Annotated in this window: 20 protein-coding genes; all 20 read left to right on the top strand. The window is 60.2% G+C overall.

The features are described 5' to 3' along the window. Positions 1-75: 75 nt before the first annotated feature. The 20 genes from HU718_RS17550 to HU718_RS17455 all read left to right on the top strand — a co-directional run bounded on the left by HU718_RS17550 (position 76) and on the right by HU718_RS17455 (position 22,102). On the top strand, positions 76-351 hold the full coding sequence (locus HU718_RS17550; RefSeq protein WP_102899113.1) for a hypothetical protein: 276 nt from the start codon (positions 76-78) through the stop codon (positions 349-351). Positions 352-418: 67 nt separating this feature from the next. After that, positions 419-1,342, top strand: a complete 924-nt coding sequence (locus HU718_RS17545) for a bifunctional helix-turn-helix transcriptional regulator/GNAT family N-acetyltransferase (RefSeq protein ID WP_186616131.1) — start codon at positions 419-421, stop codon at positions 1,340-1,342. 876 nt (positions 1,343-2,218) lie between these two features. Then, complete coding sequence (locus HU718_RS17540; RefSeq protein WP_186616130.1) at positions 2,219-3,175, top strand: AraC family transcriptional regulator; 957 nt, start codon at positions 2,219-2,221, stop codon at positions 3,173-3,175. A gap of 152 nt (positions 3,176-3,327) precedes the next feature. Continuing rightward, a complete protein-coding gene (benA, locus tag HU718_RS17535) occupies positions 3,328-4,683 on the top strand; it encodes a benzoate 1,2-dioxygenase large subunit (protein ID WP_186616129.1) in 1,356 nt (451 codons plus the stop codon). Further along, positions 4,683-5,171, top strand: coding sequence for a benzoate 1,2-dioxygenase small subunit (benB, locus tag HU718_RS17530; RefSeq protein WP_102899109.1), 489 nt, complete (start codon positions 4,683-4,685; stop codon positions 5,169-5,171). Before benA ends, benB begins: the two co-directional genes overlap by 1 nt. A 20-nt stretch (positions 5,172-5,191) precedes the next feature. Beyond that, positions 5,192-6,205: a benzoate 1,2-dioxygenase electron transfer component BenC gene (benC, locus tag HU718_RS17525; RefSeq protein WP_186616128.1), complete on the top strand. Its 1,014-nt coding sequence runs from the start codon at positions 5,192-5,194 to the stop codon at positions 6,203-6,205. 20 nt (positions 6,206-6,225) lie between these two features. Next, positions 6,226-6,987: a 1,6-dihydroxycyclohexa-2,4-diene-1-carboxylate dehydrogenase gene (locus HU718_RS17520; protein ID WP_186616127.1), complete on the top strand. Its 762-nt coding sequence runs from the start codon at positions 6,226-6,228 to the stop codon at positions 6,985-6,987. A gap of 23 nt (positions 6,988-7,010) precedes the next feature. Next, positions 7,011-8,132 carry a muconate cycloisomerase family protein gene (locus HU718_RS17515; protein ID WP_150707863.1) on the top strand — a complete coding sequence of 374 codons (1,122 nt, stop codon included), beginning with the start codon at positions 7,011-7,013 and terminating at the stop codon, positions 8,130-8,132. A gap of 15 nt (positions 8,133-8,147) precedes the next feature. Continuing rightward, entirely contained in the window at positions 8,148-8,438 is a 291-nt protein-coding gene (gene catC, locus HU718_RS17510; protein ID WP_007916075.1) for a muconolactone Delta-isomerase, read from the top strand. Between the two features lie 171 nt (positions 8,439-8,609). Further along, positions 8,610-9,527 carry a catechol 1,2-dioxygenase gene (catA, locus tag HU718_RS17505; RefSeq protein WP_175554084.1) on the top strand — a complete coding sequence of 306 codons (918 nt, stop codon included), beginning with the start codon at positions 8,610-8,612 and terminating at the stop codon, positions 9,525-9,527. 497 nt (positions 9,528-10,024) lie between these two features. Next, complete coding sequence (locus tag HU718_RS17500) at positions 10,025-11,071, top strand: isopenicillin N synthase family dioxygenase (protein ID WP_186616126.1); 1,047 nt, start codon at positions 10,025-10,027, stop codon at positions 11,069-11,071. Between the two features lie 27 nt (positions 11,072-11,098). Further along, a complete protein-coding gene (locus HU718_RS17495; RefSeq protein WP_150707867.1) occupies positions 11,099-11,908 on the top strand; it encodes a MetQ/NlpA family ABC transporter substrate-binding protein in 810 nt (269 codons plus the stop codon). Further along, entirely contained in the window at positions 11,905-12,705 is an 801-nt protein-coding gene (locus HU718_RS17490; protein ID WP_186616125.1) for a methionine ABC transporter ATP-binding protein, read from the top strand. The genes HU718_RS17495 and HU718_RS17490 overlap by 4 nt, the downstream gene beginning before the upstream one ends. Continuing rightward, entirely contained in the window at positions 12,702-13,373 is a 672-nt protein-coding gene (locus tag HU718_RS17485) for a methionine ABC transporter permease (protein ID WP_150707869.1), read from the top strand. The genes HU718_RS17490 and HU718_RS17485 overlap by 4 nt, the downstream gene beginning before the upstream one ends. Before the next feature lie 8 nt (positions 13,374-13,381). Next, a complete protein-coding gene (locus tag HU718_RS17480) occupies positions 13,382-14,938 on the top strand; it encodes a sugar ABC transporter ATP-binding protein (protein ID WP_186616124.1) in 1,557 nt (518 codons plus the stop codon). Then, positions 14,931-15,956, top strand: a complete 1,026-nt coding sequence (locus HU718_RS17475; RefSeq protein ID WP_186616123.1) for an ABC transporter permease — start codon at positions 14,931-14,933, stop codon at positions 15,954-15,956. Before HU718_RS17480 ends, HU718_RS17475 begins: the two co-directional genes overlap by 8 nt. Before the next feature lie 23 nt (positions 15,957-15,979). Then, positions 15,980-17,035, top strand: a complete 1,056-nt coding sequence (locus HU718_RS17470; protein WP_186616122.1) for a substrate-binding domain-containing protein — start codon at positions 15,980-15,982, stop codon at positions 17,033-17,035. A gap of 159 nt (positions 17,036-17,194) precedes the next feature. Further along, a complete protein-coding gene (locus HU718_RS17465; RefSeq protein ID WP_150707873.1) occupies positions 17,195-17,860 on the top strand; it encodes a sulfite oxidase-like oxidoreductase in 666 nt (221 codons plus the stop codon). A gap of 464 nt (positions 17,861-18,324) precedes the next feature. After that, on the top strand, positions 18,325-20,712 hold the full coding sequence (locus tag HU718_RS17460; protein WP_186616121.1) for a TonB-dependent receptor plug domain-containing protein: 2,388 nt from the start codon (positions 18,325-18,327) through the stop codon (positions 20,710-20,712). Then, positions 20,702-22,102, top strand: coding sequence for an APC family permease (locus tag HU718_RS17455; protein WP_186616120.1), 1,401 nt, complete (start codon positions 20,702-20,704; stop codon positions 22,100-22,102). Before HU718_RS17460 ends, HU718_RS17455 begins: the two co-directional genes overlap by 11 nt. The last annotated feature ends 16 nt before the right edge of the window (positions 22,103-22,118 follow it).

The raw sequence follows: 22,118 nt of genomic DNA, 5'->3' as shown, positions 1-22,118 counted from the left end.
ACGTTTAGAAGATTTGTGCAGGTGAGGGGGCTAGACTCTGTAGGTCACGGCCCCTTTGGCGACAGGTGGAATGCGATGATGAACCGATGCTCGCGTGGGGTTTTACTCACCTTGATCGCCCTCAGCCTGGCGCTGACGGCAGGCTGCTCAAGCCGCAAACACTATCCGCCCTCCGGCGTTGGGGACGCCTGCTACGCCAAAGCCTTGCCGTCGGTCGGCGAGGGCGGTCTGGCGTGGGGCTCCAGTCTGAACATGGCCCGGCAGAAATCGATGAACAACTGCATCCGTTATGCCGGGCGCTCCGGGGGCACGCCGAACACCTGTCAGGTGGTCTTGGCCAAATGTAAATAGCTTTCTGTTGACATGGTTGCTTTAGGCAAATATATAGTTGCCTTAAGCAATTATCTGAGTGTTTGCCATGTCCAGCAGCCATCTCCTCGAGCAAGCCGACGTCGTGCGCGGCTTCAATCGCTTCTACACCCATCAGATCGGCGTACTGCAGGAGCATCTGCTGCAAAGCGACTACTCGCTGACCGAGCTACGCATTTTGTATGAGCTGGCCTCGCGCGGTGATCTGACCAGCGCGGATCTGCGCCAGATGCTCGGCCTCGACGCCGGTTATATGAGCCGCATCATCAGCGGTTTCGAGAAGCGCGGCCTGATCCAGAAAGTGCCGTCACCCACGGATGCTCGCGCTGCGCAATTACACCTTACTGACCTGGGCCGTGAAATCCTGATCCCGCTGGAAAAGGCCTCCCGCGAACAGATCGTCGCCATGCTCGAGCGATTGCCTGAACCGCAGCAGAAGCAACTGATCGGCGCCATGACGTTGATCCAGACACTGCTGCAAGGCAACAAAGACGCAACCTACGTATTACGCGATCCGCAGCCCGGCGACATGGGCACGGTGATGCAGCAACAAGCGGCCCTGTATACCCGTGAATACGGCTGGAATTCGGAGTTCGAGGCGCTGGTGGCCGAGGTGGTCGCCAAGTACCTGCGTGATTACGACCCGACGAGCGAGCGCTGCTGGATTGCGGAAAAGGACGGCAAGGTCATCGGCTCCGTGTTCATCGTCCGTCAGGACGCCACCACCGCCAAACTGCGCATGCTCTACGTCGACGCCAGCGCGCGGGGCTTGGGCATTGGCAGCCGTCTGGTCGAGGAGTGCCTGCGTTTCGCCCGCCAGGTTGGCTACCAGAAAATGACCCTGTGGACGACCAGCAACCTGACGGCTGCACGCAAGATTTATCAGCAGGCCGGGTTTGAACTGGTGGAGGAAGAAGCGGTTCACAGCTTTGGCAAGGATCTGGTGAGTCAGACGTGGGCGCGGGTGCTGTGATCTGATTTTCATCGTCGAGTGCAGTGAAAAGGCAGACGAAAAAAAACCACCTTAGCGGGGTGGTTTTTTAACCTCGGTTTGCGGCTGAGGTTTGTTGCTTCACTAGCTGCTTTAACGTTCGCTCATGGTAGGAGTCTTTGTGCCCCCTTGCAAGGTTAAAGTTCGTAATAAACTGGTTGTCTGCGCTATTTGGTTTCCAGAAAAAGCTGGCAGAAATAATGGTTAACAAAACAGAAAATTACTTTTCCTGAAAGCCTTTGAATGAAGGTTATGATGCGGGCGCTCACTTGTTCGAGCAGCGCTGAGGCCAGGCTGGTGACTAAACGGTTTCATGCCCTTTGACACGGTTTTGCACCCGTGCCGGAATGATGTTTCGGAGGGATTTCAACCGGCCGCCTCACTAGCTGCTTTAACGTGCAGGCTGAAGGCAAGCATGATCCGGTAAGTTTGCCGGAGGTTTGGCCCCCAGCCCTGGAGGCCAAAACGTATGAAGCTTTTGCTGCGTACGCTGAGCCTTGTATGGAGATTGTTTAAAGCATTTCGCTTTTACGAGTTCCTGCGAGACCGCTTTGACGACCTGAAGTAACGGCCGTTGAGGTGGGAGAAGCCCGTTTCAGTTTCGACTGGAACGGGTTTTTTTTGTTTTATAAAACTGTCATAAGTAGGATTTTTCTGTGTCGGGTTTTTTTTGCGTGTAGGGCATTTCTTCGGCAAGTGTAGGCGTTGTTCAAACCACTCTGTAGTCCGCAAAAAGCGTTCGATTATCGAGTACCCAAACCTTCGCCCAATTGCCCACCCCGACACTCCGGCGTACTGTGACTCGTGATGCCTGAAACCCCGTGATCCGAAAATAACGACAACAACGAGCAATGCCCCATGGACAGCCATCTGCTGAGCGATCGCAGCAGCGTGTTCCGTCACGCTGACCCTTATGCCGTCTCCGACTACGTCAATCAGCACGTCGGCCAGCACTTCATCGGCCTGTCCAGAACCACCCACCCGCAAGCCAGCCTCAACCATCGCAAACTCGCCGATCTCGATCTGGCCCGCATCAGCTATGGCGGCAGCGTGCGCGTGACCTCAGTGGCGCTGGAGACCGTTTACCACCTGCAAGTGCTCTTGCAAGGCAATTGCCTGTGGCGCGGGCACAAGCGCGAACAGCATCTGGTGCCCGGCGAGTTGCTGTTGATCAACCCGGATGATCCGGTTGATCTGACGTACTCGGAAGACTGCGAGAAATTCATTCTCAAGGTGCCGGTCAGCGTGCTCGAATCGGTGTGCGACGAGCAGCGTTGGCAGCGTCCGGCAAGCGGTATCCGTTTCCTGCGCAATCACTATCGGCTGGATGAGCTGGAAGGCTTCACCAACCTGCTGGCGATGATCTGTCAGGAAGCCGAGGCCAGCGATCCGTTGCTGCGGGTACAGGAGCATTACGCGCAGATCATCGGCAGCAAACTGATTTCGCTGATGAACACCAACGTCAGCCGTGAGTGCCTGAGCGCACCGAATGTCAGCTTCGAGCGCATTCTCGATTACATCGAACGCAACCTTAAACTGGATTTGGCCGCCGAACATCTGGCCGCACAGGCGAGCATGAGCCCGCGCTCGCTGTACAGCTTGTTCGAACGCCAACTCGGCGTCACGCCAATGCAATACATCCGCCAGCGCAAACTGGCACGCATTCACGCCTGCCTCAGCGACCCACGCTGCCCGGTACGCAATCTCACCGAGCTGGCCCTGGACTACGGCTTTCTGCACCTCGGCCGCTTCTCCGATAGCTATCGCCAACAGTACGGCGAACTGCCATCGCAGACCTTCAAACGCCGCCACTAAAACACTGCGCTAAACCCCTTCCGAAACACGCCGAATCATCTGCCGCGCCATCCTGCACAAAACGGATAGCGATCTGCAGGATTCGGCTATTGCCCCGTGCATCGCCTCCCTAATCTGACCTGGCCTGAACAATAACAATGGAGGCCCCGGCCATGTCCCTGGGAATCGACTACCTCAATGCCATGCTTGATGAAGACCAAGAGAAGGGCGCCTACCGCTGCAAGCGGGAGATGTTCACTGATCCGCGTCTGTTCGAACTGGAAATGGCGCACATCTTCGAAGGTAACTGGATTTACCTCGCCCATGAAAGCCAGATCCCCAACAACAACGATTTTCTCACCACCACCATGGGGCGCCAGCCGATCTTCATCGCACGCAACAAGGACGGTGTGCTCAATGCGTTCCTCAATGCCTGCAGCCATCGTGGTGCGATGCTCTGTCGGCACAAGTCCGGCAATCGCTCCAGCTACACCTGCCCGTTTCACGGCTGGACGTTCAACAACAGCGGCAAACTGCTCAAGGTCAAAGACCCGAGCGAGGCCGGTTACCCGCAAGGCTTCAACTGCGAAGGCTCCCATGACCTGACCAAAGTTGCGCGTTTCGAGTCCTATCGCGGCTTCCTGTTCGGCAGCCTGAATGCCGATGTGAAATCCCTGGCTGAACATCTGGGCGAATCCGCGAAGATCATCGACATGATCGTCGATCAGTCGCCAGAAGGCCTGGAAGTGTTGCGCGGCTCCAGCTCGTATATCTACGAAGGTAACTGGAAACTCACCGCCGAAAACGGTGCTGACGGCTACCACGTCAGCTCGGTGCACTGGAACTACGCCGCCACCCAGAACCAGCGCCAGCAGCGCGAAGCGGGTGAAGCGATCAAGACCATGAGCGCCGGCAGTTGGGCGAAGAAGGGCGGCGGTTTCTACTCGTTCGATCACGGCCATTTGCTGCTCTGGACCCGTTGGGCCAACCCTGAAGACCGTCCGGCCTATGAGCGCCGCGACGAACTGGCCCGTGATTTCGGCCAGGCCCGCGCCGACTGGATGATCGAAAACTCGCGCAACCTGTGCCTGTACCCCAACGTTTACTTGATGGATCAGTTCAGTTCGCAGATCCGTATCGCCCGGCCGATCTCGGTCGACAAGACCGAAATCACCATTTACTGCATCGCCCCCAAAGGTGAGAGCGCCGAAGCCCGAGCCAAACGCATTCGGCAGTACGAAGACTTCTTCAACGTCAGCGGCATGGCCACGCCGGATGATCTGGAAGAGTTCCGCTCATGCCAGACCGGTTATGGCGCGGGTCGCGGCTGGAACGACATGTCCCGTGGCGCCACCCATTGGGTCGAAGGCGCCGACGCCGCCGCCGAAGAAATCGACCTTAAACCATTGCTCTCCGGCATGCGTACCGAAGACGAAGGCCTGTTCGTGCTGCAACACAAGTACTGGCAGGAAACCATGCTCAAAGCCGCTGCCAGCGAACCACAACTGATCCCCGTGGAGGCCGTGTGATGAGCAACCGCTACGACACCGTGCGTGACTTCCTCTATCGCGAAGCACGTTATCTCGATGACGGCCAGTGGGATCAATGGTTGGAACTGTACGCCGCCGACGCGACCTTCTGGATGCCGGCCTGGGACGACAACGACACGCTCACCGAAGACCCGCAAAGCGAAATCTCGCTGATCTGGTACGGCAACCGTGGCGGCCTCGAAGACCGCATCTTTCGGATCAAGACCGAGCGCTCCAGCGCGACCATCCCCGACACCCGCACTTCGCACAACCTGAGCAACATCGAAATCGTCGAGCAGAGCGCAGACCAGTGCCTGGTGCGCTTCAACTGGCACACCCTGAGCTTTCGCTATCAGGTCACCGACAGCTACTTCGGCAGCAGTTTCTACACCCTCGATCTGCGTGGCGAACAGCCGCTGATCAAGGCCAAGAAAGTCGTGCTGAAAAACGATTACGTCCGTCAGGTCATCGACATTTATCACATCTAGTCGACACGACGAGGTGCACCATGAATTTCCAGATCGCGCTTAATTTTGAAGACGGCGTCACCCGTTTCATCGAGGCCAGCGGCCATGAAACCGTGGCCGACGCGGCGTATCGCCAAGGCATCAACATCCCGCTGGATTGCCGCGATGGCGCCTGCGGCACCTGCAAATGTTTCGCCGAAGCCGGGCGGTACGACATGGGCGACAACTTCATTGAAGACGCCTTGAGCGACGACGAGCTTGCGCAAGGCTATGTGCTGACCTGCCAGATGCGCGCTGAAAGCGACTGTGTGGTGCGAGTGCCGGCAGGCTCGCAGGTGTGCAAGACCGAACAAGCGAACTTCCAGGCATCGATCAGCGCTGTCCGGCAGTTGTCCGAAAGCACTATCGCGCTGTCGATCAAGGGCGAAGCGCTGAGCAAACTGGCGTTTCTGCCGGGCCAGTACGTCAATCTGCAAGTGCCCGGCAGTGAGCAGACCCGCGCCTACTCCTTCAGCTCGTTGCAGAAGGACGGCGAAGTCAGCTTCCTGATCCGTAACGTGCCTGGCGGTTTGATGAGCAGCTTCCTCACCGGGTTGGCCAAGGCCGGCGACAGCATGAACCTGGCGGGGCCTTTAGGCAGTTTCTACCTGCGCGAGATCAAGCGGCCGCTGCTGTTGTTGGCGGGCGGCACCGGCCTGGCACCGTTCACTGCGATGCTGGAAAAGATCGCCGAGCAGGGCAGCGATCATCCCGTGCATTTGATCTACGGCGTGACCAACGATTTCGATCTGGTTGAACTTGATCGTCTCGAAGTCTTCGCCGCCCGCATCCCGAACTTCAGTTTCGGCGCCTGCGTGGCCAACCCGCAGAGTGCGCATCCACTCAAGGGCTACGTCACCCAGCACATCGAGCCGCGCCACCTCAATGAAGGCGACGTCGACGTGTACCTCTGCGGCCCGCCGCCGATGGTCGAAGCGGTCAGCCAATACATCCGCGAGCAGGGCATCACTCCCGCGAATTTCTACTACGAAAAATTTGCCGCTGCGGCTGCCTGAAATCCTTTTTCGAGGTTGTCATGAACAACAGATTCTCCAACAAGGTCGCGCTGGTCACCGGCGCGGCGCAGGGTATCGGCCGCCGCGTCTGCGAACGCCTGCTGAACGAAGGCGCGCAAGTGGTCGCGGTTGATCGCTCCGAGCTGGTTCACGAACTGCAAGGCGAGGGCGTTCTCGCGTTGACCGCCGACCTTGAGCAATACGCCGATTGTGCACGGGTCATGGCTGAAGCCATCAACACCTTCGGCCGACTCGACATCCTGATCAACAACGTCGGCGGCACGATCTGGGCCAAGCCGTTCGAGCATTACGAAGTCGAACAGATTGAAGCCGAAGTCCGCCGCTCGCTGTTCCCGACCCTGTGGTGCTGCCACGCCGCGCTGCCGTACATGCTCAAGCAAGGGCGCGGCGCCATCGTCAATGTCTCGTCGATTGCCACCCGTAGCATCAATCGCGTGCCGTACGGCGCGGCCAAGGGCGGCATCAATGCGCTGACCGCGTGCCTGGCGTTCGAGAACGCCGAGCGCGGCATTCGCGTCAACGCTACTGCACCGGGCGGCACCGAAGCGCCGCCCCGGCGCATCCCGCGCAATGCCGGCGAACAGTCGGCGCAGGAGCAGGCCTGGTATCAGGAAATCGTTGCGCAAACCCTCGACAGCAGCCTGATGAAACGCTACGGCAGCCTCGACGAACAGGTCGGCGCGATCCTCTTTCTGGCCTCCGATGACGCCTCGTACATCACCGGCGTGACTTTGCCGGTCGGTGGCGGCGACCTCGGTTGATCACGTTTTCAAGGGACACAGACATGCAGAGAATTCTGATTGAAAGCGTATCGACGATCATCGTCGATCTGCGGACCATTCGCCCGCACAAGCTGGCGATGCACACGATGCAAAAACAGACCCTGGTGATTCTGCGTCTGCGCTGCAGTGACGGTATCGAAGGCATCGGTGAAGCGACCACCATCGGCGGCCTCGCCTACGGTTATGAAAGCCCGGAAAGCATCAAAGCCAATATCGACGCGCATCTGGCGCCGGCGCTGGTCGGCATGGACGCCAATAACATCAACGCCGCGATGCAGCGGCTCGACAAGATCGCCAAGGGCAACACCTTCGCCAAGTCCGGTATCGAAAGCGCATTGCTCGACGCCCAAGGCAAGCGCCTCGGTCTGCCGGTCAGCGAACTGCTCGGCGGCCGCGTGCGTGACAGCCTCGAAGTGGCCTGGACCCTGGCCAGCGGCGACACCGCCCGCGACATCGCCGAAGCCGAGCAGATGCTCGAAGCGCGTCGCCATCGCATCTTCAAATTGAAGATCGGCGCCAACCCGCTGGAACAGGATCTCAAACACGTGGTGGCGATCAAAAGAGCCTTGGGCGAGCGCGCCAGCGTGCGGGTTGATGTCAACCAGTATTGGGATGAATCCCAGGCGATTCGCGGCTGTCAGGTGCTCGGTGACAACGGTATCGACCTGATTGAACAGCCGATTTCGCGGGTCAACCGCTCCGGGCAGATTCGCCTGAATCAGCGCAGCCTGGCGCCGATCATGGCCGACGAATCGATCGAAAGCGTCGAGGATGCTTTCAGCCTCGCGGCCGACGGCGCTGCCAGTGTATTCGCCCTGAAGATCGCCAAAAACGGTGGCCCGCGCGCCGTATTGCGCACCGCACAAATCGCCGAGGCCGCCGGCATCGCGCTGTACGGCGGCACCATGCTCGAAGGCTCCATCGGCACGCTGGCCTCGGCGCACGCCTTCCTCACGCTCAAACAACTGACCTGGGACACCGAGCTGTTTGGGCCGTTGTTGCTGACCGAAGACATCGTCACTGAAACGCCGCAGTACCGCGATTTCCACCTGCATATCCCGCGAACTCCAGGCCTTGGCCTGACGCTGGACGAAGAGCGTCTGGCGCGTTTTCGTCGCCACTGAATCAGGAGAGTCACCATGTTGTTCCACGTAAAAATGACCGTGAAATTACCCGTCGACATGGACCCGTCGCTGGCCACCCGGCTCAAGGCGGACGAAAAGGAATTGGCGCAACGGCTGCAACGCGACGGCGTCTGGCGGCACTTGTGGCGCATCGCCGGGCACTACGCCAATTACAGCGTGTTCGATGTGCCGAGTGTTGAGGCCCTGCACGACACGCTGATGCGCTTGCCGCTGTTTCCCTACATGGACATTGAGGTTGATGGTCTCTGCCGGCATCCGTCGTCGATCCATACGGACGATCGCTAAATTCCGGTCCGCCCCGAAAACCTTGTGGGAGCGAGCCTGCTCGCGAAAGCGATATGTCATTCGGCATCAATAGTGACTGATCCACCGCATTCGCGAGCAGGCTCGCTCCCACAGGGGATCGGGGGGAGCCAAGAAACTGCGCCAACAAAACAACAAGATGAGGTAACCACCATGACCGTGAAAATTGCCCACACCGCCGAGCTGCAAGCCTTCTTCAGAGAAGCCGCCGGTTTTACCAACGACGACGGCAACTCCCGGCTGAAAAACATCGTCCTGCGCATCTTGCAGGACAGCGCGAAAATCATCGAAGACCTCGAAATCAGCGAGGACGAGTTCTGGAAAGCGGTCGACTACCTCAACCGTTTGGGCGCGCGTTCCGAAGCCGGACTGCTGGTCGCCGGCCTTGGCATCGAGCACTTCCTCGACCTGTTGCAGGACGCCAAGGATGCACAGATCGGCTTGACCGGCGGCACGCCACGCACCATCGAAGGCCCGCTGTACGTTGCCGGCGCGCCCCTGTGCGAAGGTGAATGCCGAATGGATGACGGCAGCGAAGAGGGCGTCGCCACCGTCATGCACCTTGAAGGCCAGGTATTCGATCTTCACGGCCAACCATTGGCCGGCGCTACCGTTGACCTGTGGCACGCCAACACCAAGGGCACCTATTCGTTTTTCGACTCGAGCCAGTCCGAGTACAACCTGCGTCGACGCATCATTACCGACGCCGACGGCCGCTACCGCGCTCGCAGCATCGTGCCGTCCGGCTATGGCTGCGACCCGCAGGGGCCGACCCAGGAATGCCTGAACCAGCTCGGGCGCCATGGCCAGCGTCCGGCACATGTGCACTTTTTCATCAGCGCGCCGGGGCATCGGCACCTGACGACGCAGATCAATCTGTCGGGTGATCAATATTTGTGGGATGACTTTGCCTATGCGACCCGTGAAGGCTTGGTCGGGGAGGTGGTGTTCCGTGAGGACGCAGCGTTGGGGCGTTATGCCGAGCTGAAGTTCGACTTCCAGTTGCAACCGGCGCCGGACGCCAGTGCCGAACAACGCAGTCAGCGGCCGCGTGCGTTGCAGGACGCTTGATACCGAGTCGTCTGGTTCCCTCACCCTAACCCTCTCCCAGAGGGAGAGGGGACTGACCGGGGTGATCTTGAGCGCTACGCCGACCTGAACGTTTTTTACCGAATCCAACCCGGTTGTTCAGGTCGACGTATAACGCAAGACAACGCGGTCGGCTCCCTCTCCCTCGGGAGAGGGCTGGGGTGAGGGGACTGACCGAGGTGATCTTTAGCGCTACGCCGACCTGAACGTTTTTTACCGAATCCAACCCGGTTTTTCAGGTCGGCGCATAACGCAAGACAACGCGGTCGGCTCCCTCTCCCTCTGGGAGAGGGCTGGGGTGAGGGGAAATCAGGCCTAAGGTAATGCGAAAAAGATATTGGCTACGTATTTTTAAGATCGTTTAGTTTTGTCGCAACGACGAATCAAAACGCATCAAACCGATAGACCCCCGATTGCCATGACGGCACACGCTGAATCGATCACAGGTTCTTCAGGTTTGATTCACACGGGAGTGAATCATGCCGCATACCCTCGATATCTCCACATTACCGACGCTGGACCTGTCGCAGTTCGAAGGCACAGCGCAACAGCGCTACGAATTTCTCGAAAACCTGCGCCACGCCGCCCGCGACGTCGGCTTCTTTTACCTGACCGGCCACGGTATCGACAGCGACTTGCTCAAGCAGGTGCAGACCCACGCCCGCCAGTTTTTCGCCTTGCCCGACAGCGAGAAAACCGCTGTCGGCATGATCAATTCACCGCACTTTCGCGGTTACAACCGTGCCGCTTCGGAGATCACCCGTGGCCAGCCTGATCTGCGCGAGCAGTTTGATCTGGGCGCCGAGCGCGAGGCGTTGCCATTGACGGCGAACAGCCCGTTTTGGACGCGGCTGCAAGGCCCCAACCAATGGCCGGCGGCACTGCCGGAACTGAAACCTTTGCTGCTGGAATGGCAAGAGGCGATGACGCGGATGTCGTTGCGCCTACTGCGTGCGTTCGCTCAGGCACTCTCGCTGCGCGCCGATGCGTTTGATCAGCTCTACGGCGACAAACCCAACGAACACATCAAGTTGATGCGCTATCCCGGCCAGAACAGCGAGTCGAGCCATCAAGGTGTCGGCGCGCACAAAGATTCCGGGTTCCTCAGCTTCCTCCTGCAAGACCAGCAGGCCGGTCTGCAGGTCGAGATCGAAGATGGCCGCTGGATCGATGCGTTGCCGCGCGAGAACACCCTGGTGGTGAACATCGGCGAACTGCTCGAACTGGCCAGCAACGGTTATCTGCGGGCCACGGTGCATCGCGTGGTTTCACCTCCGGCGGATAGCGAACGCCTGTCTGTCGCGTTCTTCCTCGGTGCGCAACTGGATGCCGTGGTGCCGCTGTATCCGCTGCCCACCGCACTGTTGCGCGAGGCGCGCGGGCCGGCGAGTGATCCGCTCAATCCGCTGTTTCGCGATGTCGGCTGGAACTACCTCAAAGGTCGTTTGCGCTCGCATCCCGATGTCGCGCAGCGCTTCTACGCCGATGCGCTACTGCCGCCACCGCCCGTTCGTAAATCCGCCTGACTCATCACTCGCTCAAGGACTCCGCACATGATCAAGAAAGCAGGTTTGACCCTGGCCGTGCTCGGCGCGCTGGTGACGTCGTTCGGTGCGCAGGCGCTGGAGCCGTTGCGAGTGGCTGCCGACCCGGTGCCCCACGCGCAGATTCTGGCGTACATCCAGAAAATCGATCCGCAACTGAATCTCAAAGTCATCGAGATCCCCAACGGGGTGAACTCCAATGAGCTGTTGGTGCACGGTGACGTCGACGCCAATTACTTCCAGCACTTGCCGTACCTGAAATCCCAGGAAAAGGCCCTCGGCGAGAGACTTGCGGTGGCCGCCACGGTGCACATCGAACCCTTGGGCATCTACTCGCATCGCCATAAAAGCTTCGCCGATGTACCGGTAAAAGGCACCGTCGCCGTGCCCAATAACGTCACCAACCTTAGTCGTGCGTTGTATCTGTTGCAGGACAACGGCCTGATCAAGCTCAAACCCGGCTTCAACGACCCGGCGGCGGATCAGGCAACGCCCAAAGACATCGCCGAGAACCCGAAACAACTGAAGATTCTCGAGATCGAATCGCCGCAGATTCCGCGCTCGCTGGACGACGTCGATCTGGCCGTGATCAATGGCAACTACGCGCTCGACGCAGGCCTGGTGCCGGCCAAGGATGCCTTGGGCCTGGAAAAAGCCGAGCACAATCCTTACGCCAACATTCTGGTGACCACGCCCAAGCTCGAACACGACCCGCGTATCGCGCAACTGGCCAAGGACCTGACGTCGCCAGAGGTCGCCAAATACATCAGCGACAACTTCGCCGGCTCGGTGATTCCGGTGGCGGGCAGCAAGCCATGATCGCCGTCGAGCAGTTGAGCAAGACTTATCCTTCGGCCGCGCAACCGGCACTCGATCAGGTCTCGCTGAGCATTCCCGACGGCGCGGTCTACGGGATTCTCGGGCGTAGCGGGGCGGGCAAGTCGACGCTGCTGCGCTGCCTCAATCTGCTCGAGCGACCGGACAGCGGACGCATTGTGCTGGATGGCGTTGACCTGACGACACTGTCGGTCAGCGAACTGCGCCAGCAGCGCCAGCGCATCGGCATGATCTTCCAGGGCTTCAACCTGCTGCATTCGCGCACGGTGTTCGACAACATCGCGGTCCCGCTGGAAATCGCCAATGTCGGCAAGCCGTGGCGCCATGTGCGGGTGCGCGAACTGCTGGAGCTGGTTGGCTTGAGTGACAAAGCGCAGGCGTTTCCCTCGCAGTTGTCCGGCGGGCAGAAACAGCGCGTCGGCATTGCCCGCGCTTTGGCCGCTGAGCCGGCGTACCTGCTCTCGGATGAGGCCACCAGTGCACTCGACCCGGAAACCACCGAATCGATCCTGCAATTGCTGCGCGATATCAATCGGCAACTGGGCGTGACCATCGTGTTGATCACCCACGAACTGGACGTGGTCAAGTCGATCTGCGATCACGCTGCGTTCATGGCCAATGGACGTCTGGTGGAAGCCGGGCCGGTGCCCCGTCTGCTGGCCGATGCGCAATCGCAACTCGGCGCTTCGCTGCGGCCGACCTGTGGCTTGCCGCTGGGCCACGCTGAGCTGGGCCTGAGTTTTCTCAAACAATACGGCGTACGGGCGGCGCACTCATGAACCGCACGGTCAATTGGGATGAAATCCTGCAACTGGTGTTCACCGCCACCGGTGAAACCCTGTACATGGTCTTGCTCGCGGGGCTGTTCACGCTGCTGATCGGCCTGCCGCTGGGCGTGTTGCTGTTCATCAGTCGCCGCGACGGACTGTTGCCGATGCCACGCTTGAATGCCGTGCTGGGTGGCGTGGTCAACCTCGGCCGTTCGCTGCCATTCGTGGTGATGCTGATTGCCCTGATCCCGCTGACGCGGCTGGTGGTGGGTACGACGCTGGGCAGCACCGCCGCTGTGGTGCCGATCACCATCGGCGCGTTTCCGTTCTTCGCACGCATCGTCGAAAACGCTCTGGACGAAGTCGACAAGGGTCGCATCGAAGCGATCCTCGCCATGGGCGGCGACATTGGTCATGTGATCTTCAAAGTGCTGTTGCCCGAAGCGCTGCCGGCGTTGCTGGCCGGGATCACCTTGACGCTGGTGATGCTGATCGGTTTTTCCTCGATGGCCGGGGTGATCGGCGGTGGCGGGCTCGGTGATCTGGCGATTCGTTACGGCTATCAGCGGTTCAACAATGAAGTGATGGTTGCCACGGTGGTGGTGTTGGTGATCCTCGTCCAGGGCGTGCAAAGCCTGGGCGATCGATTGGTTCGTTCGCTGGCGCATCGCCGCTAAGGATTTGTATGAGGGTGCCGGTCGCTGTGGCCCGTGAGCCGCTGATTCGTGTACGTGAGTTGAGCAAAATATTTGGTGCGAGCCGGGCGCTGGATGCCGTCAGCCTGGGCATCTATCCCGCCGAAGTGGTGGCGCTGCTCGGCGCCAATGGTGCGGGCAAGTCAACTCTGGTGAAGATCCTCGCGGGCAGCCAGACCGCCGATGCTGGCGAGATCTGGCTAGACGGCGCGCCACGCCATTTCAGTTCGCCGCTGTCGGCGCGACGCTTCGGTATTGTCGCGGTGCACCAGCAGATCAACGAGGGCATCGCACCGGGTTTGAGCGTCGCGGAAAACCTTCTGCTCGATGAACTGTGCAAGCCGGACGCGGACTTCTGGCTCAATCGTAAACGCCTGCTGGAGCGCGCCGCGAGCATTGCTGCCGGGTTGGGTTTGACCTTGCCGCTGGAGCAGCCAATCGAGCATCTCGGTCAGGCCGAACGGCAATTGGTGGTGCTCGCTCGAGCCTTGGCTTTGCAGCCGCGCCTGCTGATTCTGGATGAGCCGACAGCAGCACTTTCCGATGCCGAAGCGCAGCGCTTGTTTGGTTTGATCGACACCTTGCGCACTCGCGGCGTGGCGATTCTGTACATCTCCCATCGACTCTCCGACCTGCAACGCGTGGCAGATCGCGCCATTGTGTTGCGGGATGGCCAGTTCGCGGGCGAGTTCACCGCTCGGCAATTGCCGGAAGCGGTGAGCGCCATGCTGGGACAGGCGCTGGCCGAGCATGTCTACCAGCCGCGCGTGGCCGGGCGCGAGGTGTTGAAACTCAACGCCATGCAAATTCTGTCGCGTTCCGCCGCGTTCGATCTGACCCTGCACGAAAACGAAGTGGTGGTGCTGACCGGGCTGTTGGGCGCCGGTAAAAGTGAAATCGCCGAGGTGCTGTTCGGCCTGCGTAAAGCGCTGTCGGGCCGCGTGCAACTGGATGGTGTTGCGTGGCACGCAAACTCACCGCGCCAGGCCATTCAAAGCGGGGTTTTCTTCGCCGCCGAAGACCGCGCCAGTCAGTCACTAGTGCCGGACTTTTCCCTGCGCCGGACCTTGACCTTGCCGTTTCTCGAACGCTTCAGCCGTGGCGGTTTTATCCGCAACCGCGCCGAAGCCACGGCGGTCGAGGCACAAGTGGCGGCGCTGGGGATCAAGACTGGCGGTATCGATGTGCCGATGAGCGCACTGTCAGGCGGCAATCAACAGAAAGTCGTGCTCGGCCGCTGGCTGCTCGGCGAAGGGCGGGTATTGATCCTCGATGAACCTTTTCAAGGCGTCGACGTGCGCGCCCGCCGCGACATCGGCCAACTGCTGCGCGACAGCGCCAAGGGCCGAGCGACGCTGGTGATTTGCGCCGACGTCGATGAAGCCCTGGAAATTGCTGACCGCATCCTGCTGGTGCGCGATCACGCCGTGGTCGCCGAGTACCCGCGCGCCGGCCTCAATCGTGCTGATCTGGTCGCTGCATTGGCCGGCAGCGACGTCACCGAACATTCCCCTCAAGCCACGCCAAGGAGCAGAGCGAGTGCCTGATTCAAGTTCACTGTTATCGAGCGCAGCGGCACCCGCCGAGCGCCTGCTGCACGTATTGATTCGCTACGGCCTGCTGTGGCTGCTGGCGTTGATCGTGGTGTTTTTCAGTGTGGCCGAGCCGGCATTCCTGCGCGTCGGCAACCTGTTCAGCATCCTGCAATCGGTGTCGATTGTTGCGCTGCTGGCGCTGGGCGTGACGCTGACCATGGCCGTCGGCGGCCTCGATTTGTCGATTGGCGCTGTGGCGGCGATGAGCCTGATGATCGCCAGCTACGTGATGGTCGTGCTCGGCTGGGGTGCGGTGCCTGCGGTATTGATCAGTCTGGCGGGCGGGGCGCTGGTCGGCCTGCTCAACGGCTGGCTGATCGTCAAACTGCGGGTGCCGGACATTCTCGCGACGCTGGGCAGCATGTTTCTGGTGATCGGCGTGCAGCTGATTCCCACCGGTGGACGCTCGATTGCAGTGGGCATGACCTTGCCCAGTGGTGAGGAAACCGAAGGTACGTTCAGTGCCGCATTTCTGGCGCTGGGGCGTGGGCGATTGTGGGAGGTGGTGCCGATTCCCGTGCTGATTACCGCCGCAGTCGCTTTAGCCGTGTGGCTGTTTCTCGAACGCACGCGCATTGGTCGTTTGTTCTATGCCATCGGCGGCAACGAGCAGGCCGCACGACTGGCCGGTGCGCCGGTGCAGCGCTTCAAGTTGTTGGCTTACGTGCTCTCGGCGTTGCTCGCATCGCTGGGCGGATTGTTGCTGGCTGCGCGCCTGGGTCGCGGCGACGTCAGTTCGGGTAACGGTCTGGTGCTGGATGCCCTCGGCGCCGCTTTGATCGGTTTTGCCGTGCTTGGTGCGAAGAAGCCCAATGCTTTCGGCACGCTGGTCGGTGCGCTGCTGGTGGCAGCGCTGCTCAACGGCCTGACCATGCTCAACGCGCCATATTACGCGCAGGATTTCGTCAAGGGACTGGTGCTGGTGCTGGCCCTGATGTTCACCTTCGGCCTCGCGCATCGGGCGCGTTGAGCCGCTTTATGCAAGGAAGTTGTATGCACGGTTCAATCACACAATTCGCCCGTCACTGCCTCGCCGGTGCGTTGCTTTCGGCAATGGCGCTGAGCGCTCAGGCCAAAGCCTTGCCCGGCGCGCCCGCACCGTTTGATAAAGGTCAGGTGCAGATCGCGCTGGTGGGGTATTTGTTTTCCGGGGACTTCCCCGAGGCGTACTTGCGTGGCGTGGAAAAACAGACCGAAGCGCTGGGTGCCAACCTGCGCGTATTCGATGCCCGACAGCAGGCGGCAAGCCAGGGCGAGATGATCGATCAGGCGATTGATCTCGGCGTCGACGGCATCATCGTTCAGCTCGGCCTGGCCGAAACACTGAAAGCGCCGATTGACCGGGCCATCGCCAAAGGCATCAAGGTCGTCGCTTTCGATGTCGATCTGAACACGCCGCAAGTGACCCAGGTCGAGCAGGATCACCACGCGCTGGCACGTCTGGCGCTGGATCAAGCAGTCAAGGACAACGGCACGCAGTTTGATGCCGGCTACGTGTACATCAGCGGTTTTACGCCGATGGAGCGTCGCGACGAGATCTGGAGTCAGGTGAAGAAAGCCAATCCGGGGATCGTCGAGAAGGCACGCTTTGGCACGTTGAATCCGCCGATCGCCAACTCGGTGGCGGATCAGGCCAGCGCCGTGCTTCGAGCCAATCCAGGCATCAGCGTGATTTTTGCGCCGTTCGATGAGTTTGCCAAAGGCGCGAAAATTGCCGTTGATGAGGCAGGGCTGACGAGCAAGGTGAAGATCTACAGCGCCGATATTTCTACCGCTGATATTCAGATCATGAAAGAAGCGGAAAGCGCTTGGGTGGCGACGGCGGCGGTCAATCCGCAAGTCGCCGGGGCGATCAGCGTGCGCAGCCTGGCGATGTTGATTGCCGGGGAAAATCCGGGGCATCAGGTGCTGGTACCGCCGACGCTGATTACTCGCCAGCAGTTGCTGGATCTGGATGTGAAGAATGTTCGAGATCTGGCGCAGAAGCTCCCCAGCTTCGGTGATACCGCTAATGTCGCGCGGGCCCCGTGGATTCCCGTGGCCAACTAGAACATTTGCCACGACATCGCCCATGTGGGAGCGAGCCTGCTCGCGAAGAGGTCTGATCAGTTGATATTTCTGTTGATTGACCCACCGCTTTCGCGAGCAGGCTCGCTCCCACAGGGGTAATGCGTAGTTGCGCAAACTGAGGGGAGTTCTGGAGTTTACATGCACAACAAAGCTGCACGCCTTCGCAAAAGCCGTTCGCCGAAAGCCGATCCGGTGCTCGGGGAACGACTACCCCCAGGCCAGGTGCTGACGGAGCGTTTTCCAATCCTGCACGAAGGCGAAGTGCCAGAATACGACCTCGCCAACTGGTCGCTGCGCCTGTCCGGCACGCTCGCACAGCCAATCGAATTACGTTACGCCGATCTGCAGGCACTGCCACAGCGGCAACTGCGATGTGACATCCATTGCGTGACACGCTGGTCGAAGTTCGACACCGAGTGGAGCGGGGTGCATCTGCAGGATTTGTTGCAGGCGTTCGATATCCAGCCGACATCAGCGTTCGTCATGGCTCATGCCGACCCCGATTACCAGACCAACTTGCGACTCGATGATCTGTTGCACCCCGACAGTCTGTTGGCCACCCATTACGCCGGCCAGCCGTTGACCGCGCAACATGGCTGGCCGCTACGGCTGGTGGTGGCGGGGCGGTATTTCTGGAAGAGCGCGAAGTGGCTGCGCGGGCTTGAATTCGTCGAGCAGGAACAACCGGGGTTCTGGGAGCAGAACGGCTTTCACCTGCACGCTGATCCGTTTGCCGAGCAGCGATTCAGTGGGGATGAACTGGATATTGCCGAGGATGCCTGGCTGGAGAAAGCGTTCGATTAAGTCTCCAGGACGCAGCCTGTTGAAACATTGGAATACGATCAACCTGTGGGAGCGAGCCTGCTCGCGAAGGGGCCGGGCCAGTTGCCTTTTTGGTGACTGATCCAGCGCTTTCGCGAGCAGGCTCGCTCCCACAGGGTGATGTATTCCGCACCTTGCTTAGTTGTAGGTTAGTTGGTTCTGGTGTTGGCTCAGCAACACTTCTGTTGGACTAAGAACAACTTTTTAGAGCGATCTAACCTAAGCGTTATTGGTTCTTTTACGGCCCGCAGCCGCTCGTCTAGCATCGAGTTTCAAGGGGAAACGACTCACGCTGGGGAAACTACGCAACAGCCATTATCAAAACCTGAAAAGCCTTCACTGCCTTCCAGAAATCCAAAACTACAGCAGACATTGCCGCGCATTGCTTGCCGCACTTTTATTGTCGGCAACGGCTGGGTATTAACTGCGATTCAAGGAGCTGTTATATGCATTACCGTTCCCGTTCATTACTGGCGGCTGCCGTTGTGTCCGCTATTTGGCAACTTCCGGCCAACGCCGAAGAAACTTCCGTCAGCGCTGACAGCGAATCCCGCCTCGGTACCGTGCTGGTCACCGGCACCCGTGGCACTTCGCGCACCGTGCTCGATTCGCCGATGCCGGTCGACGTGCTCACTGCCGAAGACCTCAAATCCGCCGGCGCCGCTGACGGTGAATTGGGCGCGGCGTTGCAGACGCTGTTGCCGTCCTTCAGCCTGCCGCGCCAATCCAACTCCGGCGGCGCCGACCACGTGCGCGCGGCGCAACTGCGCGGCATGAGTCCGGATCAGGTGCTGGTGCTGGTCAACGGCAAGCGTCGCCATACGTCAGCGGTGGTCAACGACTCGTCGAAGATCGGGCGCGGTACCGCACCGGTGGATTTCAACTCGATCCCGCTCAGCGCGATCAAACGCATTGAAGTGCTGCGTGACGGCGCCGGTGCGCAGTACGGCTCCGATGCGATCGCCGGGGTGATCAACATCATTCTCGACGACGCGCCCGAGGGCGGCGAGGTGTCCACCAGTTATGGCGCCTATCACACCCGTCAGGACGCCATCGACAAGACCACCACCGACGGCCAGAACAGCGTCACCACCGCGAAGATCGGCACGCGCCTGGGCGAGGAGGGCGGGTTTATTCGTGGCGGTACCGAATACAAGGATCGCAACCCGACCAACCGCGCCGGTTTCGACGGTTTTGCCGACACCCCCGGCCAACGCAACTATGTGATGGGCGACGGCGTCGCGCGGGACGTCAACCTCTGGTTCAACAGCGAATTGCCGCTGGCCGGCGGCAAGGCCTACAGCTTTGGCACATACAACCAGCGCCACACCACCGGCGCCGAGTTCTATCGCTACCCGTACGAACAGCCGCAGTTCTACCCCAACGGCTACTTGCCGCAATCGCTCGGTGACAACAAGGACGTCTCCGCCACCGCCGGTTTCAAAGGCCTGCTCGGTGACGAGTGGGACTTTGACAGCAGCGTCACTCACGGTCGCAACCGCTTCGATGGCTCGACCCGGCGCACGCTTAACGTCAGCCTCGGCGAAGACTCACCGACGAAGTTCGACACCGGCGATTACGAGCTGCGCCAGACCACCAGCAACCTCGATTTCAGCCGCGAACTTCGCCTGGGCGGGCGCTCGTTCGTACTGGCGGTCGGCGGCGAATACCGCTACGAAAACTACCTGACCTATGCCGGTGACGAGGCCTCCTACATCGGCTCCGGAGCCGACGGCGCCAACGGCCTGCGCCCGAGCGAAGAGTCGGATCTGGATCGCAACGTGTTCGGCACTTACGCCGAGTTGTCCGGCGATCTCACCGACCGCTTCTTCGTCGACGCCGCCACGCGCTGGGAGCATTACGACGATGCCGGCAGCAAACTCACCGGTAAACTCAGCGGTCGCTACAAACTCACCGAACAATGGGCCTTGCGCGGTGCCGTCTCGAACAACTTCCGCGCGCCGTCGCTGGCCCAAAGCGGCTTCCAGAACACCACCAGCAACTTCGGCGATGGCGGTACCCTGACCGACATCCGTGTGCTCTCGGTCAACGATCCGATCGCCCGTGCACTCGGCGCCGAGAAGCTTGATCCGGAAACCTCGAAAAACTTCAGCCTCGGTCTGACCTTTCAGTTGAACGAACGCTTCGATGCCTCGCTGGACGTGTTCCGCATTGACGTCAAAGACCGCATCACCCTGTCGCAACGCATTGGCAGCGATGCCCTGGAAAACTACATCAACGACAACTTCGGCGTTGCTGGCGTGCACGACGTCAACTTCTTCACCAACGCGGCGGACACCAGCACCGACGGCGCCGAACTGGTGCTCAACTACCATCAGCCGTTTTACGAAGGGCAACTGGGCCTGACCACCGCGTACACCTACAACCACACCAAAGTCACCAGCACCAAAGGCACGCCGTCGCAACTGACGGCGTTGGGCATCGGCAATGACGCGCTCGTTGGCGTCGAAGAAACCAACACCCTGACCGACGCTGCGCCGAAGGATCGCTTCATCTTTTCCGCCAACTGGGCCAGCGAACACTGGGGCCTGCTCGGACGCTTGACGCGCCAGGGCGAGACCACTCGCGTGTTCGATTTCGGCGACTCGCAACCGGAGCAAACCTACGGTGCCGTGTGGCAACTGGACGCCGAGGTGGCTTACAAATTCACGCCGAAATTCAACATCGCGGTGGGCGGCAACAACCTCACCGACAACTACCCGGAGCGTTCCGGCTCGGCGATCAACTACGGCGGCAACCTGCCGTACGACGTACTGTCGCCAATCGGCACCAACGGCGCTTACTACTACGCCCGCGCCACCTATGGTTTCTGACGCGGGGCCGGGGCGCCATCTGCCGGTTTTTCAGGCGTTGCTGATCACGCTGGGCATGGTGATCACCACCGACATCCTGAAAACCGCGCCGACCGTGGCGCTCAACGTCGGACCGGAGCATTTCTACTTGGTGTGGGTGCTTGGTGGTGTCGCGTCGATGATCGGTGCGCTGTGTTTTGCCGAGATGGCCACAGCGTTTCCGCACCCGGGTGGTGACTATCACTTTCTGCGCACCGCTTATGGCGAGCGTATGGGATTCTTGTTCGCCTGGTCGCGGTTTTCGGTGATGCACACCGGGTGGATTGCCTTGTCGGCGTTCATGTTTGCCGATTACGTCAACGCGGTGGTGCCGCTGGGACCGTACGGTTCGGGGCTGTTTGCCGGGGCGGTGATTGCGGCGTTGGTGCTGCTTAATCTTGCCGGTAAACACATCGGCTTCATCACGCAGACCTTGCTGGTTGGCCTGCTTGCACTGGGTTTTTTGAGCATTGCCAGTGCCGGCGTTTTTTTGGCCTGGCAAGGCATCGAAGCGCCTGCGCCGAGTCTTGCGCCCGTCGCGGAAAACACCGGTGTGGCCGGGTTTTCGGCGGCGATGATTTTTGTGTTTCTGGCGTTCGGAGGCTGGAGCGATGCGGCGACGTTATCGGCAGAAGTGCGTGATGACCGGCGGGGGATTTTCATTGCCATGCTCGGTGCGCTGAGCGTGTTGATGGCGATTTATCTGGCGCTCAATTGGGCGTTCGTTGAAGGCCTGGGATTCGCCGGACTGGCCGCCAGCAATGCACCGGCGGTTGAGTTGTTGAACCGCGCATTCGGTGCGCCGGGTGTCCTGCTGATTTTGCTGATGGTTGGCATCGCCGCGATCGCGACCATCAACTCGACCTTGCTGGTCGGCGCTCGCACCACTTACGCGGCTGCGCGTGATGTGCCGCAACTGCGCAGTTTCGGCGCCTGGGATGACCGGCATGGTGTGCCGCGCAAAGCGTTGCTGGCAGAAGGTGCGGTGGCGTTGCTGCTGGTGCTGTTTGGCAGTTTCACGCAGAGCGGCTTCAACACCATGGTTGAATACCTGACCCCGGTTTATTGGTTGTTTCTGAGTTTGAGCAGCGTAGCGCTGATTATTTTGCGGCGACGTTTTCCCCATGTGCCGCGGCCGGTAAAGGTGCCGTGGTATCCGCTGTTGCCGTTGCTGTTCTTCGGGTTGTGCCTGTACATGCTGTATTCCAGCGTGACGGTGGTGGGGTGTGGGGCGTTTTTCGGGATCGCGGTGTTGTTGGTGGGTGCGGTGATACTGGCAGTATTGAGCCGACTGACGCCAAGCCCTCACCCCAGCCCTCTCCCGGAGGGAGAGGGAGCCGACCGAGGTGTCTTGGGTGATACATCGACCTGAAAGACCGAATCGATTA

It is taken from the genome of Pseudomonas tensinigenes, assembly GCF_014268445.2.
In the GTDB taxonomy this organism is placed as follows: Bacteria; Pseudomonadota; Gammaproteobacteria; order Pseudomonadales; family Pseudomonadaceae; genus Aquipseudomonas; species Aquipseudomonas tensinigenes.
This window is presented reverse-complemented; position numbering and strand designations above follow the sequence as displayed.